Below are 13,988 nucleotides of genomic sequence, written 5' to 3' on the forward strand. Positions count from 1 at the left end.
CAAGTTCGCGGCCGCCGCGGTAGAGGTATGGAGTACGCCGACAGCGACGGCGTCCGGGTCGCCTACGAGCGCGCCGGTACGCCCGAGGGCGAGACGGTCGTGCTTGTCGAGGGACTGGGGTACGGGCGCTGGATGTGGAACTGGCAACGGGAGGGGCTCGGGGAGTACGACCTCCTGTTGCCCGACAACCGCGGGACCGGCGACTCGGACGTGCCCGAGGGACCCTACACGGTCTCGGAGATGGCTGCCGATATCGAGGCGGTGCTCGCGGACGCCGGCGTCGTCCGGGCCCACCTCGTCGGCGCGAGCATGGGCGGGATGATAGCCCAGCAGTACGCCCTGGAGTACGACCGTGCGGCGTCGCTTTCCCTGCTCTGTACCTCACCGGGCGGCCCCGAGGAGGTGCCGATCCCCGAGGCGACTCTGGAACGGATGTTCGGCGTCCCGGAGGAGTACGACGAGCGCGAGGCGGTCCGGTACAAGATGGAGCCCGCGATGACCGAGGAGTTCTGGGCGGCCGAGGAGGAACTCATCGACGAGGTCGTCGACTGGCGGCTGGCGTCGGACGCCCCCGACCGCGCCAGGGAGTGGCAGGCTGCGGGGGTGGAGGCCTTCGACGCCAGCGACCGGCTCGAACAGGTCGGAGTGCCGGCGCTGGTCCTCCACGGGGAGCGGGACCGCGTCGTCCCCGTCGAGAACGGGCGGCTGCTCGCCGACGGGCTGCCCGATGTGACCCTGGAGACCTTCGACGAGGGGGGCTCGCACCTGTTTTTCGTCGAGCGGGCCGACGACGTCAACGCGCGGCTCCGGGCGTTTCTGCCCTGACCCGTCAGCGAGGGGCCGTCCTAGCAATATCCCCCGGGTTTTTTGTGAGCGTCACTGGTATGAACGGTGACTATGGACCCAGAGACAGCCACGCGCAGGCGCGTGCTCGAGACGCTCGGTGCAGCAGGGGTCGTCGGCCTCGCCGGATGTAGCGGCGGCGGCGACGGGACTGATACCGAGACCGAGGGCGACGGTGGCGACGGCGGTGGCGGCGGAGGGGGAGGCGGTGGCGGAGACGGTGACGGGGGCGGAGGCGGCGGTGGGTCGACAGAGCAGAGCGTCTCGGGGACGGTCACCATCGGGATGCTCCAGCCAACCACGGGTGCGCTCCAGCCCTACGGCAACCAGGCGCTGGCTGGCTTCTACAGCGCGCTGGGCTACAAGGGCGACCCCGCGAACATCCCGGGGACCGACGGCCTCGCGGACGACCCGACCATCGAGGTCGGCGGCGTGACCTACGACATCCTGGTCCGGGACTCCCAGAACGACCCCGGGGAGGCGCAGTCGCTCGCCGGGGACCTGGTGCGCAACGAGGGCGTCGACATGCTCGCTGGCGTGACCAACTCCGCGGGTGCACAGACCGTCGCCGGCGATATCGCGGGCCCCTCACAGACGCCGTACATGGCGGGGCCGGCTGCGACGGTCAACCTGACCGCCGACAGCCAGTTCTGCAACCCACAGACGTTCCGCGCGAGCGAGAACGTCGCCATGGACGCCTTCAGCGGCGGCCAGTACATCGCCAACGAGACCGACATCAGTTCGGTGTACATCTACTACGCCAACTACAGCTTCGGGCAGTCGGTCAACCAGTACTACACGTCCGTGCTCGAGGACAACGGCGTCTCGGTTGAGGGGCGGACCGCCCTGCCGCCGGGCTACGCCGAGGACTGGCCCGGCCAGTTCCAGAAGGCCGTCGACGCGGGTGTCGACGCCATCATCGGCGGGTTCACCGTCTCGACGCTGCCGGACATGGTCGGGACCTTCGTCCGGAACAACGACCAGTACGACTTCGCCTTCGCTGGCGGCTACACGACCCGTGTCGGGGCTGCCCTGGTCGGCGCGACCATCGCTCAAACTCTCGATGGACAACTGACCCAGGAGGCACTCGACGGCCTGAACTTCGGGCCCTTCACGACCCGGTACCACTGGAACCAGTACGACAACGAGGTCAACGACGGGCTCATCGACATTCACACCGACAAGTACGGCTACTACCCCGACCTCTTTACCAGCGGGATGTTCACCGGCGCCTCGGCCATCCACGAGGCGGCACAGGCCGCGGGCTCGACGAACCCCCAGGACATCCGTGACGAACTCAGCGGGCTGACGGTCACGGACACCCCGAAAGGCGAGGGCGCCTACACCTTCCAGGGGTACAACAACCAGGCCCGCTCGCCGATGACCGTCTCGGACCCGATGCCGACCACCGAGGAGGCCGGCGAGTTCTGGCAGTTCCAGGGCAACCCCGTGCCGTTCATGCCCTCGGCGCCAACCCAGACCTTCGGGAAGGACCAGACCACGCTCAAGGCCGACGCCGAGACGATGAACTGCTCGCTGTAGCATGCTCTCGACCGAGGGGCTCACGAAGCGCTTCGGCGGCATCACGGCCGTCGACGGAGTGGACTTCGAACTCCGTGAGGGGGAACTCTGCTCGCTGATCGGCCCGAACGGGGCCGGCAAGACCACCTTCTTCAACCTCCTCACCGGGGCACTCGAACCCACGGCCGGGCGGATCCGGTTTCGGGACCGCGACATCACCGACACCTCGCCCGAGCGGACCGCCTCGATGGGGATCCACCGGTCGTTCCAGATCACGAACATCTTCCCCACGACCACAGTACTCGAGAACGTCCGGATCGCCGCACAGGCCCACAGCAACGCCTCCGTCGCCCTGTGGCGCAACTACAAGGCCTACGAGGAGTTCCTCGAGGAGGCCCACGACGTGCTGGAGCGGGTCGGGCTGGCCGACCGGGCCGAGGAGCGCGCTCAGAATCTCAGCCACGGGGAAAAGCGGAAACTCGAGGTCGGGATCGCGCTGGCCGGCGACCCGGACGTCCTCCTGCTCGACGAGCCAAACGCCGGGGTCTCCTCCGAGAGCGTCGGCGAGATCATCGACCTCATCAGGGAAGTCAGCGAGGACCACGCGGTCCTGCTGGTCGAACACAACATGGACATCGTGATGACGGTCAGCGACCGGATCGTCGTCCTCAACCAGGGGGCGGTCATCGCGGACGGCGCCCCCGAGGAGGTCCGCGGCGACCCCCGGGTCCAGGAGGCGTACCTCGGCGGCTACGAGGCCGGCGACGCCGCTGCGGGCGACGACAGAGCGGACGCCGTCGACGGGGAGGGGGTCGCGTGAGCCTCCTCGAAGTCAGGGACGTCCACACCTACTACGGGGAGAGCCACATCCTCGAGGGGGTCTCGCTCGACGTGAACGACGACGAGGTAGTCGCCCTGCTCGGACGCAACGGCGTCGGCAAGACTACGACCATGCGCACGATCCTGCAGTTGACACCGCCGCGGGAAGGGAGCGTCCGGTTCGACGGCGAGGAGATGGTGGGCAAGCGCACGAGCGACGTCGCCAAGCGCGGGATGGGCTGGATCCCCGAGGACCGCCGGATGTTCGGTGCGCTCACCGTCGAGGAGAACATCCGGGCGGCGGTGCCGCCGGGCGCGGACATGGCGGCGGCCTTCGAGACGGCCTTCGAGACGTTCCCGATCCTCGAGGAGCGGCGCCAGCAGGACGCGGGGACGCTCTCGGGTGGCCAACAGCAGATGCTGGCCATCGCCCGCGGGCTCGTCGGCGACAACGAGCTGCTGCTGGTCGACGAACCGAGCGAGGGGCTGGCCCCGCAGATCGTCGCCGACGTCGGCGAGGCGCTCGCCCGCGTCGGTGAGGAGGTCGCGGTGTTGCTCGTCGAACAGAACCTCCGGCTCGCGCTCGACCTGGCCGACCGCTTTTACGTGCTGGACCACGGCCAGGTCGTCGACGAGGGTGACGCCGCCGAGGTCGACCCCGAATCGGAGCGGCTCACCAGGCATCTCTCAGCATGACCGGGCTCGTGCTCCAGTTCGGCCCGGCCGCCCTGCTCGAGACGTTCATCGAGGGGCTCGGTCAGGCCGGCCTCTACGTCATCCTCGCCAGCGGGCTGACGCTCATCTTCGGGCTGATGGGCGTGCTCAACTTCGCCCACGGCGCGTTCATCACCATCGGTACCTACCTGGGGGCGATGGGGCTGTTTCTCCTCTCTACTCCGGAGGCCTCGGGAGTTTCGGCCTTTCTCCCGCTTCTGGGCGCGTTCGTGCTCGTGTTCGTCGGGCTGATGGCGCTCGGCTCGCTCGTGGAGTTCGGGCTGGTTCGCCGGCTCTACGACCGGCCCCCGATCGACCAGATACTGCTCACCTTCGGGGTGGCGACGGTCCTCCAGCAGCTCACCGAGGTCTTCGTCAACCTCTTCACCGCGGGGACGAGCAACCAGGCCCAGACTCCCTGGCCCGAGCCCGCGACCTACGGCCCGGAGATCTTCGGAGGCACCGTCGACGTCGCCGGCCTCGGCATCGACGGGGTCGTCCTGATGGAGATCCTCGTCGGGGCGGTCGTCGTCGCCGGGGTCTACCTCTTTCTCACCCGGACCCGGTACGGCCTGTACATCCGCGCGGGCAGCGAGGACGACGAGATGGCAGAGGCGCTGGGGATCGACATCCGGCGGGTGTTCACGGTCGTGTTCGGCATCGGGTCGGGGCTGGCCGGCGTCGCCGGGACCTTCCTCATCTGGCAGAGCACCTACAACGTGACCGTCGCCATCGGCGCCCAGGCGCTACTCCCGGCGTTCATCGTCGTGGTCGTCGGCGGCCTCGGCACCTTCACCGGAACCGTCGTGGCCGCGGCCGTCGCCGGCTTCTTCTTCGAGTTCGGCGTGCTCCTCTCGACGAACGTCTTCGACTTCGTCTCGCTGCCCCAGATGCTCCTGTTCATTCTGCTGGTCGTGACGCTGGTCGTCCGTCCGACCGGGATCCTCGGCGAGGAGGAGGTGGGGGGCCATTAGCTCCGAGGACCCGGGCGACCCGGGCGACCCGGAGTCGGACGACCGCGAGGGAGGCGGAACTGACGGGCCGCCGGCCGGCGACGCGGGACCGGACGAAGCGGTGCCGGCCGAGGGAGGACGGCTGTCCGGAGCCACGGACCGGCTGGGCTATCTCGCCGCCGGGACGGCGGCCGTCCTCAGGAGCCCGACGGAGGGCGCGGTGTCGCGGCGGGGGTTCTCCTGGCTCCGTGACCCCTCCTGGGTCGGCCCGATGCTCCGGAACCACCTGCTGCACATCCTCGTGATCCTCCTCGTGTTCATCTATCCCGGGGTCTACAGCATCGTCCAGCCCAGCGGCGGGGAGGGAACCGTGGGCGTATTGCGGCTGCTGCTCCCCCAGGAGTCGCTGATGTTCGAGGTGCTCATCCTCGCGCTGTTTGCGATCTCCTTCGATTTCATCAGCGGGTACACGGGGTATCTCTCCTTCGGGCACTCGCTGTTTTTCGGCACCGGGGTGATGATGGTGCTGGGCGCCCGCGCCGACGCGTTCGCGAGTGCAAACATCCCGGTACTCTCGTTTTTCGGCCCGCAAACGCCGCTGATGCAGGTGATGCTCGGCGCGATGGTGCTGGCGATGCTTCTGGCGGTGCTCATCGGCGGGGTCTCCTTCCGGCTGACCGGCGTCTACTTCGCGATGATCACCCTCGGCGTCGCCGAACTCGCCCGCTTCATCGTCGTCGGCTACATCGGCGAGACGGGGCTGCAGGTTACCGGGGGCGACCTCGACTGGATCATCGGCCTGCCCTTCGTCGGCGGGGTGAACCTCATCCCCTTCCGGGGGTCGCAGGTGATACTGAACGACGTGCCGATACTGGGGACGCTCATCGGCGTCGTCAGCAGCCTGCCCGTCGTCGGTCCCTACGTCCCGGCGGAGATCCAGCTCATCCCGCTGACCTCCTCGTACCTCGCGGTCGGGGTCGTGGTCGTCGTCTCCTACTTCATCATGCAGCGGATCCTCAACTCCCCGTTCGGGCGGGTGATGCTCGCGATCAGGGAAAACGAGGAACGGGCGAGCGCCATCGGCATCAACACCTACTACTACAAGAACGCCGCCTTCGCGATCAGCGCGGCGTTCGGTGCACTCGCGGGCGTGTTGCAGGCCGGCTGGGCCCACCAGGCAAACGCCGCGACCGCCTTCGGCGTGCTCGAGCGCGCCGGGCCGGCGCTGATCGCGACCATCATCGGCGGGATCGGGACCCTGGCCGGCCCGTTCTACGGGACGCTGTTCGACGAGAACCTCGTCGAGGTCTTCGACCGCGACATCAAACCGTTCCTCGGCGACCTCCTGGGGGCGGAGACGCTCCAGTCCACGGAGGTGTTCGGGACGAACCTGAACGGCGTCATCGACATCTGGCTGACCGGCCAGGCCCAGATGTACACGGGCACGGTCTTCATCCTCTTCATCCTCTTCGTCCCCGGCGGGCTGCTCGGGACGCTCCGGATCTACGCCGGGGGGAAACTGAGCCACCGCTTCGGCGACCTGCTGGCCGGAGCCGTCGGCCGCGGACGCCGGCGCCTCGGCCGCTGAAGCCGCTCGTCCGGCCTGTTTTTGGTGAACCTAAAAACTCAAGAGGGTCGGGGTGTGACCGGGAGGTAATGGAGTACGGATTCGAGGACCTCAGCGTCGTGATGGGGACCTACAACGAGGAGGAGGCCATCGAGACGGTGCTGACTGATATCGCGGAGGTGACCGACGGGAAGGCGGAGGTGGTCTGCGTCGACAGCTCCGAGGACCGCACGCCGGAGATCGCCCGCGAGCACGGCGCCCGGGTCATCGAGCAGGAGCCACAGGGATACGGCGTCGCGGTCCGCGCCGCGCTGCTGGCGGCCGAGCGCCCGGTCGTCGTCACGACCGACTGCGACGACACCTACCCGATGGAGCGGCTGCCCGACCTGCTGGAGGGGATCAACGACGGCGCAGACGTCGTCAGCGGCGACCGACTCTACTACGGGGCGGAGACGATGCCGGACCTGAACCGGCTCGGGAATCGAGCGTTCGCACTCCTCGCGAGCGTGTTGATGGGCCGGCGCGTCCACGACACGACGACCGGCATGCGAGCCTACCGGCGCGAGCTCGTACGGAAGGTCGAGTGGACCGAGAACACCGGCCTGTCGGCGGAGCTGCTGATCCGGCCGCTGATGCGCGGGTACGACGTTCGCGAGCTCCCGATCGAGTACCGCGAGCGGAAGGGGGAGACGAAGCTCGACCCGCTGCAGGGCGGGGCGGCGATCGCGAAATCGATCCTGAAGGTCTGTCTGGAAGAACGGTTCCGGTAAGCGCGACCGGGCTCACTCCATGGGGTACCAGGCGAGGGAGTGGTCGGCGACGATATCGACCGAGACGGGGAGGCCGTCCTCGAGGGATTCGACGTGGTTGTGGAGACACCGGAGGGTCGCGCCGTCGTCGATCTCGACTGCGTAGATGAAGTTCGGACCGAGGTACTGGCGCCCGACGATCCGGCCGTCGGCGGTCGACTCGTTGGCGGGGACGGCCCGGAGGTCGTCGGGCCGAACGAGCACCTCGATGGACGCACCGTCGTAGGCGTCGGCGGGGCCGTTCAGACGGTCGGTCCCGACCGAGCCCAGCGGGGTCTCGACGGCGTCGTCCTCGACCCGGCCGGGGAGGAAGGAGGCCCGGCCCAGGAAGTTCGCCACGAACCGCGACCGGGGGTCCTCGAAGACGGACCTGGGCTCGCCCACCTGTTCGACCTGGCCGTCGGTCATCACCGCCACCCGGTCCGAGATCGACAGCGCTTCCTCCTGGTCGTGCGTGACCGACACGGCGGTGACGCCCGCCTCCTTGAGAATCCGCCGGACCTCCTGGCGCATCTCCTCGCGCAGGCTGATGTCGAGGTTCGAGAACGGTTCGTCCAGCAGGAGGACGGCGGGCTCGGGGGCGAGCGAGCGCGCGAGGGCGATCCGCTGCTGTTGCCCGCCCGAGAGCTGGCCCGGCCGGTGGTCGCGGTACTGGTCGAGCCCCACGAGGTCGAGTAGCTCCGCGACGCGGGTCTCGCGCTCGCTCTCGTCTTCGTCTGTGAGCCCGAACGCGACGTTCTCGGCCGCGGTCAGGTGGGGAAAGAGCGCGTAGTCCTGAAAGACGAGTCCGACGTCGCGCTGTTCCGGGTCGACGAAGGTCCCCGGGCCGGCGACGCGCTCGCCGGTCAGCGTGACCGTTCCCGACGTAGGCGTCTCGAGGCCCGCCAGGATGCGCAGTGTCGTCGTCTTCCCGCATCCCGACGGGCCGAGCAGAGTCAGGAGTTCACCCTCGTAGACCGACAGTGAGAGGTCCGCAACGGCCGTCTCGGTGCCGAACTCCTTGGTGACTCCGTCGAGTTCGAGGATCGGTTGGCCCGTCGGCGTCTCCCGCGTCGTCTGGCCTCCGCGGTCAGCTTTTGACCGTCGTGCGATCTGCTCGTTGCTCATGTCGGTGGCCCTCGCTGGTAGCTGTCGGTCCCGCCCGGGTATCCCTGCGGATTCTCGATACCGACCAGCTCTCCGCCCGTCGGGGACGCGTACAGCGCGTAGAGGAGTTCGTTCAGAAGGTAGTACCGGATCCGCTCGGCCGGCGATCCGTCCGGGTCCGGCTCGGCGGTATCTGCCCCGGTCTCGCGCAGCAACTGCTCTCGCCTCTCGCCGTCGAGGTCGACGAACCGTGCGCCGTGCCACGCCTCGCCCATTCGGTCGAGGCGTTCGATGGCCTCCGTCGCACCCGCCGCGTACCCGGAACGGGACGCCCGGCCGTCGAGGTACGTGGTCACGAACTCGTCGATACCGCTCACTGCCGACGGGTAGACGACGCGGGCGACCCCGAGTAGTGTCTCACGTTCGTGATCTCCGAGCTCCGGTCTCCTGTCGGGTGTGGCCCCCTCGCCGTCGTCGGCCGGCGTGTCCTCCGCCGTCGGCGGGTCCATCCCGCCACCTCCGTTCCCCAGCGTCGCCACGCTGACAGCTGCTCCCCCGGCCGCGAGCACCGCCAGCGCATCCCGACGGGTGAGCTCCATGTCGCTTTCTTTAGGCCACCCTAAGTTTATGCGTTTCCATCGCGGAGTGTGGTGTTCGTCCCGATCCCCGAGGGCCGCGTATCGGGTCTGTCGGGGATGTAGGTCCCCTCGAGGCCACACTCGGTGACGAGCGTACAGACCGACGATTCGGGCGGCCACACCGCCTCGACGCCGTCCGCGGTCGGGCGGACGAGGACCTCCTCGCGGTACGTGAGCGTCCCGCCGCTCGGTTCGGTGAGCGTGACCGTCAGCGCCACCACTTTCGGGTGCCCGACCGGGACCGCCTCGCCGGCCCCGGTAGCGACCGAGAGGTTTCGTCCGTCCACGGTGACGTTCTCGGGGGCGAGCGTCCAGTCGATGGTCAGTTCCCGGGGCGGGTCGCCCTCGTAGCGGTAGCGTCTGACGGTGTCGCCGTCCGTGACCGCGACGGAGACACTCGTAATCCGGTCGGGAATCGTCACCCTCGTCCGTCCCGTCAGGGTCGGCCCCTCGTGGAGGCGCACCCGTTCGAGGACCGGAACGACGTGGATCTCGGGTACCGGCGTCCACTCGCCCTGGTAACGGTAGCGGTAGTAGTTCCTGTCGGGGTACGCGTCGAGGACGGCGAAGTCGTCGGCAGGGTTGCGCGCCAGCGCGTAGACGGCCGGCCCCCCGAAGTCCGGGTCGTTGCGGAGGTACTGGAAGGGATGGTTGCGCCACTCGCCGTACTCCGGCGGGAGAAAGACCAGCGCGTTCTCGAAGTCGGCCTCCTCGACTGGTGCGTATGCGTCCTCGAACTTCTCCGTGTAGGCTGCGTGTTTCTCCGCCGGCGGGCCGAGGGCGGCGGCCTGGGCCGCGCCCACGACCGGCAGGGTGACTGCCAGGCACAGCACCGCGCCGGCCATCAGCGTCCGGGAGGAGACGCGCTCCCGCGCCAACCCCCGGAGCCACCTTGCGACCGACACGACGCCGTAGGCTGCAAAGGCTGACACCGGGAGCAACAGGTCGAAGTGGTAGATCGGCCCGAACAGCGAGATGATGCCGTCGGTTGGGTCCTCGATGGCCCCGAGGATGTTGAAGTTCCCCCAGAAGTAGACGTTGCCGACGGCCACCGCGGGGACGACCGCGAGCAACACCAGCCGGAGACGGCGGTCGCCCAGCGGGGCCTCCGGGTCGAGCCCCTCGTGGCGAATGCCGACAGCGAGGGCGCCGACGCCCGCGAGGGCCGCCGCGGTGCCGAGCGGGCCGGCGGCTACCCAGTCCGTCGCCAGTGTCAGGAGGACGGTGGCGTTGGCCCGGAGCGCCAGTTCCGGGGTGTACTGGATCTCATGGCCGAGGATCTGGCGGTGGCCGAACCCCGGTCCGTCGAGTGGAGCGAACGCCTCGAACGGAAAGAGCAGCGGCGACCCCGTCGTCGCGGCGTTGTACGCGAGGGCCACGCCGACGAACGCCAGGCCGACGCCCGCCACGGTCAGTTGCCGGCCCGCGGCACCGCGGTCCGCCGGCACTGCCCGCCAGAGGTGCCAGAGGGCGTGTGCTACGAAGGGCGCAGCGAAGAGGACCGCCGTGTACGGGCGCGCGAAAAACGCCAGCCCGATGGCCGCGCCCGCCAGGACGGCGTAGCGGACGTCGGCTCGCCGGACCGACCGCACGTACGCGAGCGCGAACAGTAGGTTGAGTGCCGTCGTGGGAGCGTACGGCAGGAAGGCCGCCGAGGTCAACAAAAAAAGCGGCGTGGCGGCTATCGTCGCCGCAGCGAGAACACCCGTGGGGCGGTCGAACGCCTCGGTGACGACGGCATAACAGAGCCCGACGTTCGCGGCCGCGACCGCTCCGAGCGCCAGGCGATACCCCCCCGCGAGCTTCCCGAGCGCGAAGACCGCCGCCGGTACGGGTGAGTACTTCGGGTACAGTCCGCGCTCACTCTCGACGAAAAACCACGGATGAAACGCCTCCCGGAGGGGTTCGGACCCGGGCGTCAGGAAGAGCTTTCCGTCCAGCAGCATGGCGGCCTGCTGGAGGTAGACCCCCTCGTCGTGGTTCGAGGAGTGGTAGGGGAGCAGCTCGTTGCCGAGAGTGAACACCGCCAGGCCCGCGGCGAGTGCGACTGCGCCCGCCAGGAGCCGGTAGCGGTTCTCCCGAAGGATGGTGCGGAGACGGCCTCCGTCGACGGCCAGCCTGGTCGGGAACACGGTCAGGGTCCGGACTCCCCGGACTGTGGCGGGGTGTCGGCGGTGTCTCCGGTCTGCTGGCTGTCACTCCGGGCCCCCGTTTCGCCCGCGCCCGGCGAGACGGCATCGCCCCCCTCCTGGGAGAGGAGGACGACCATCGAGAGCGCCGAGACGAGGACGAGGATGAGCGCCGGCACCGCCGCGGCGCCGACATAGCCCGCGCTCTCGGCGCGCCAGACACGGATGACCAGCGTCTCGAAGCCCGTCGGGCGCAACATCAGCGTCGCCGGCAGTTCCTTCATCGTCGTCAGGAAGACGAGGGCGGCGCCGGCGAGGATACCGGGCGCAACGAGCGGTAGCGTCACCGAACGGAACGCACCCGTGGCCGACCGGCCGAGCACGCGGGCAGCGGCCTGGAGGTCGGGGTCGACCCCGAGCAGCGAGGCCCGCGTCGACCCGACCGCGATCGGCAGAAACCGGACGACGTACGCGAACACGAGCAGTGGCAGCGTCTGGTAGACCGCCGGCGTGTAGCGGGCGCCGAAAAAGACCAGCGCCAGCCCGATGACCACGCCCGGGACGGCGTAGCCGACGTAGGTCGCGCGCTCGAAGACGGCGGCGACCCGTCCCCGGTGGCGGACCGCGAGGTAGGCGACCGGGATCGAGGCGAGCGCGGCGACGAGGGCAGCCGCCGCCGACACGCCGACCGAGTTGAGGACGTACACGATGGAGAACCTGCCGCTGTCCCCGGTCGGCCCGGCCCGGACGAGCCACAGCCCCAGAATCCCGATGGGTACCACGAGCGCGAGCGTGACCAGGGCCCCGCAGGCCGCGGTCGCGAGCCACTTCACCCACCCCAGCGAGTGGCGGACTTCGCGGCGTCCACCGCCCCCGGACTGGACTTCTCGTCCGCGCACGCGGGACTCGATGGCCAGGATGAAAAGCGTCGCCGCGACCAGCTGCAACGAGAGGAGCGCGGCGAAGTCCAACTCGAAGCGGTTGACGAAGATGACGCGCGTGAACACGTCGTAGCGCATGATCGCGGGCGTCCCGAAATCGGAGAGGGCATACAGCGCGACGAGCAGCGACCCGGCGGTCACGGCCGGGGTGACCTGTGGAAGCACGACCCGCCGGAAGGCCTCCCGCGGGGAGTGATTGAGGGTGCGGGCGGCGTCGATCAGCCGCTCGTCCATCGTCTTCAGCGACGCCCGCGCCGAGAGGTACACGTACGGATAGGTGTACAGCGTGATGACGAGGACGGTCCCCTCGAGCCCGTAGACAGAGGGGAGCGACTCGACGCCGACCGGCGCGAGCAGCGACTGGAGTTCGCCGTTCGGGCCGAACGCGGAGACGAACGCGAACGCGCCGATGTAGCTCGGGATCACGAGCGGCATCGACACCGCGACGGTCCAAAAGCGCGGGAAGGGCAGGTCGGTCCGGGTGGTGAGATAGGCGAGCGGGACGGCGATGACAACGGAGATGACGGTGACCAGCGTCACCATCACGACGCTGTTGACCACGATCTGGAGGGTCCGTGGACGGAGGAGTGTCGCGAGCGCCGATTCGGGGTCGATCCCCGCGGCCGTCACCACGAGCCACGCCAGCGGCAGGACTACGAGAGCGGCGACTGCGCCCGCGAGCAGCGTCAGCCCCAGCGGAAGCTTCTCGTCCCCGGAGCCGTCGCCAGCGTCGGGTTCCGCGTGCGTGCCTGCCTCGATTGCCATCTACAGTACGCCTTCTTCTTCCATCAGGGTGATAGTCTCGTTGATATCAGCGCGGGCGAATTCGGCGAAGTCTAGGTCCGGCGGGTTCAGCTCGTCGAAGCCCGGCAGGCGGTCGATGGGATCGACCTCGGGGATCATCGGGTACTCGAAGGTCGCCGACCGCGCGAAGTAGTCCTGTGCCTCCGCCGACAGCAGGTGGCGAATGAAGTTGGCTGCCATGTCGGGTGAGTCAGACGAGTCGACCACGCCCGCGCCGGCGACGTTGAAAAACGACCCCGCGTCGTTCTCGGTGAACGTCATGTCGAGGGGAGCGTCGGGCCGGCCGTCCAGGACGCGGACGACGTAGTAGTGGTTGGTGAGTCCGGCGAGGATCTCGCCGTCCGCGACGGCCTGTGCGACGCGGAACTCGTCGGAGTACTCCTGGACACCCAGGTCGAGCATCCCCCGCAGCCACTCCCGGGTCGCTTCTTCACCCTCGATGAGGCGCATCACGGTCACGAACCCCTGGTTGGAACCGTAGGTGGGAGCCCAGCCGATGTTGTTCTGGAGTGCGTCCTGCTCGGGGAGGGCCATGATGTCGTCCGGGAGGTCCCCCTCCGAGAGTTCGTCGGTGTTGTACGGGATCGTCCGTACCCGGCCGGACGTGCCGATCCAGGTCCCGTCGGGGTCCTGGTAGCCCTCGCGGCCGAGCCCGAGCACGTCGTCGGGCATCGACTGGAGGCGGTCGTCGTTCGCCAGCAACCCGAGGATGCCGGCGTTCACGGTGAAGAAGACGTCAGCCGGGCTGGCCTGGCCCTCGGTGCGGATCTGGTTGGCGAGGTCTGCCGCCCCACCGTAGCGGATCTGGAGGTCGAAGTCGGGGTACTCCTCGCGGAAGAAGTCCATCAGCGTGCCGATGAGAAACTCGCCGCGCCCCGAGTAGACCGTCAGTTGTCCGGAGAGTTCCGGCATCTCCGACACCGGCGTCCCGCCGGGGAGTCCGCGTCCCTCGCGGGCGTACCCGACGACATCCGGATCGGCCTCGTCGTCGTCGCCGTCGTCTCCCTCTTGATTGTCGTCCCCGCCGCCGAAAAGGCCTCCGCAGCCGGCGAGGGCAGTCGCACCGGCGAGCCCGGTAGTCGCGAGTACTCTCCGCCGCGAGAGGCGGCTCGTTGTGGTGTCGGTACGCCGGTCCGTCGGTGGTGTGGTGTCCTCGGTCATGTA

General features: G+C 69.0%; 12 protein-coding genes. 7 read left to right on the forward strand and 5 right to left on the reverse strand.

Features of this window, described 5'->3' with window-relative positions; translation table 11 throughout:
• Positions 1–27: 27 nt before the first annotated feature.
• From GN153_RS05650 to GN153_RS05680, 7 genes are all read left to right on the forward strand, one after another.
• Complete coding sequence (locus GN153_RS05650; RefSeq protein ID WP_159900681.1) at positions 28–825, forward strand: alpha/beta fold hydrolase; 798 nt, start codon at positions 28–30, stop codon at positions 823–825.
• A gap of 72 nt (positions 826–897) precedes the next feature.
• On the forward strand, positions 898–2,385 hold the full coding sequence (locus GN153_RS05655) for an ABC transporter substrate-binding protein (RefSeq protein ID WP_159900683.1): 1,488 nt from the start codon (positions 898–900) through the stop codon (positions 2,383–2,385).
• 1 nt (position 2,386) lies between these two features.
• A complete protein-coding gene (locus GN153_RS05660; RefSeq protein ID WP_159900685.1) occupies positions 2,387–3,184 on the forward strand; it encodes an ABC transporter ATP-binding protein in 798 nt (265 codons plus the stop codon).
• Positions 3,181–3,879: an ABC transporter ATP-binding protein gene (locus GN153_RS05665; RefSeq protein ID WP_159900687.1), complete on the forward strand. Its 699-nt coding sequence runs from the start codon at positions 3,181–3,183 to the stop codon at positions 3,877–3,879. Before GN153_RS05660 ends, GN153_RS05665 begins: the two co-directional genes overlap by 4 nt.
• Positions 3,876–4,871: a branched-chain amino acid ABC transporter permease gene (locus tag GN153_RS05670; RefSeq protein ID WP_159900689.1), complete on the forward strand. Its 996-nt coding sequence runs from the start codon at positions 3,876–3,878 to the stop codon at positions 4,869–4,871. The genes GN153_RS05665 and GN153_RS05670 overlap by 4 nt, the downstream gene beginning before the upstream one ends.
• Before the next feature lie 100 nt (positions 4,872–4,971).
• The gene (locus GN153_RS05675) at positions 4,972–6,438 is read left to right on the forward strand and encodes a branched-chain amino acid ABC transporter permease (RefSeq protein WP_159900690.1); all 1,467 of its coding nucleotides are present in this window, start codon (positions 4,972–4,974) and stop codon (positions 6,436–6,438) included.
• Between the two features lie 68 nt (positions 6,439–6,506).
• Positions 6,507–7,187 carry a dolichyl-phosphate hexose transferase gene (locus GN153_RS05680; protein ID WP_159900691.1) on the forward strand — a complete coding sequence of 227 codons (681 nt, stop codon included), beginning with the start codon at positions 6,507–6,509 and terminating at the stop codon, positions 7,185–7,187.
• A gap of 12 nt (positions 7,188–7,199) precedes the next feature.
• Here the strand turns inward: GN153_RS05680 and GN153_RS05685 are convergent, their stop codons facing one another.
• From GN153_RS05685 to GN153_RS05705, 5 genes are read right to left on the reverse strand one after another with little or no spacing between them, the layout of a single operon-like run.
• The gene (locus tag GN153_RS05685) at positions 7,200–8,333 is read right to left on the reverse strand and encodes an ABC transporter ATP-binding protein (RefSeq protein ID WP_159900692.1); all 1,134 of its coding nucleotides are present in this window, start codon (positions 8,331–8,333) and stop codon (positions 7,200–7,202) included.
• On the reverse strand, positions 8,330–8,911 hold the full coding sequence (locus tag GN153_RS05690; RefSeq protein ID WP_159900693.1) for a gluconate 2-dehydrogenase subunit 3 family protein: 582 nt from the start codon (positions 8,909–8,911) through the stop codon (positions 8,330–8,332). The genes GN153_RS05685 and GN153_RS05690 overlap by 4 nt, the downstream gene beginning before the upstream one ends.
• A 26-nt stretch (positions 8,912–8,937) precedes the next feature.
• Complete coding sequence (locus GN153_RS05695) at positions 8,938–11,082, reverse strand: DUF7846 domain-containing protein (protein ID WP_236544758.1); 2,145 nt, start codon at positions 11,080–11,082, stop codon at positions 8,938–8,940.
• 2 nt (positions 11,083–11,084) lie between these two features.
• Positions 11,085–12,785 (reverse strand): ABC transporter permease, encoded by a 1,701-nt coding sequence (locus tag GN153_RS05700; RefSeq protein WP_159900694.1) that lies wholly within the window; start codon positions 12,783–12,785, stop codon positions 11,085–11,087.
• Positions 12,786–13,985 (reverse strand): extracellular solute-binding protein, encoded by a 1,200-nt coding sequence (locus tag GN153_RS05705; RefSeq protein ID WP_159900695.1) that lies wholly within the window; start codon positions 13,983–13,985, stop codon positions 12,786–12,788. It abuts the gene before it with no gap.
• Positions 13,986–13,988: the final 3 nt, after the last annotated feature.

Source organism: Salinirussus salinus, from assembly GCF_009831455.1.
GTDB classification, from domain to species: domain Archaea; phylum Halobacteriota; class Halobacteria; order Halobacteriales; family Haloarculaceae; genus Salinirussus; species Salinirussus salinus.

Coding starts and splice junctions, on each gene's coding strand:
- GN153_RS05705 (WP_159900695.1), bottom strand. CDS start 13,985: ATGACCGAGGACACCACACCACCGACGGACCGGCGTACCGACACCACA.
- GN153_RS05690 (WP_159900693.1), bottom strand. CDS start 8,911: ATGGAGCTCACCCGTCGGGATGCGCTGGCGGTGCTCGCGGCCGGGGGA.
- GN153_RS05680 (WP_159900691.1), top strand. CDS start 6,507: ATGGAGTACGGATTCGAGGACCTCAGCGTCGTGATGGGGACCTACAAC.
- GN153_RS05685 (WP_159900692.1), bottom strand. CDS start 8,333: ATGAGCAACGAGCAGATCGCACGACGGTCAAAAGCTGACCGCGGAGGC.
- GN153_RS05650 (WP_159900681.1), top strand. CDS start 28: ATGGAGTACGCCGACAGCGACGGCGTCCGGGTCGCCTACGAGCGCGCC.
- GN153_RS05660 (WP_159900685.1), top strand. CDS start 2,387: ATGCTCTCGACCGAGGGGCTCACGAAGCGCTTCGGCGGCATCACGGCC.
- GN153_RS05655 (WP_159900683.1), top strand. CDS start 898: ATGGACCCAGAGACAGCCACGCGCAGGCGCGTGCTCGAGACGCTCGGT.
- GN153_RS05670 (WP_159900689.1), top strand. CDS start 3,876: ATGACCGGGCTCGTGCTCCAGTTCGGCCCGGCCGCCCTGCTCGAGACG.
- GN153_RS05700 (WP_159900694.1), bottom strand. CDS start 12,785: ATGGCAATCGAGGCAGGCACGCACGCGGAACCCGACGCTGGCGACGGC.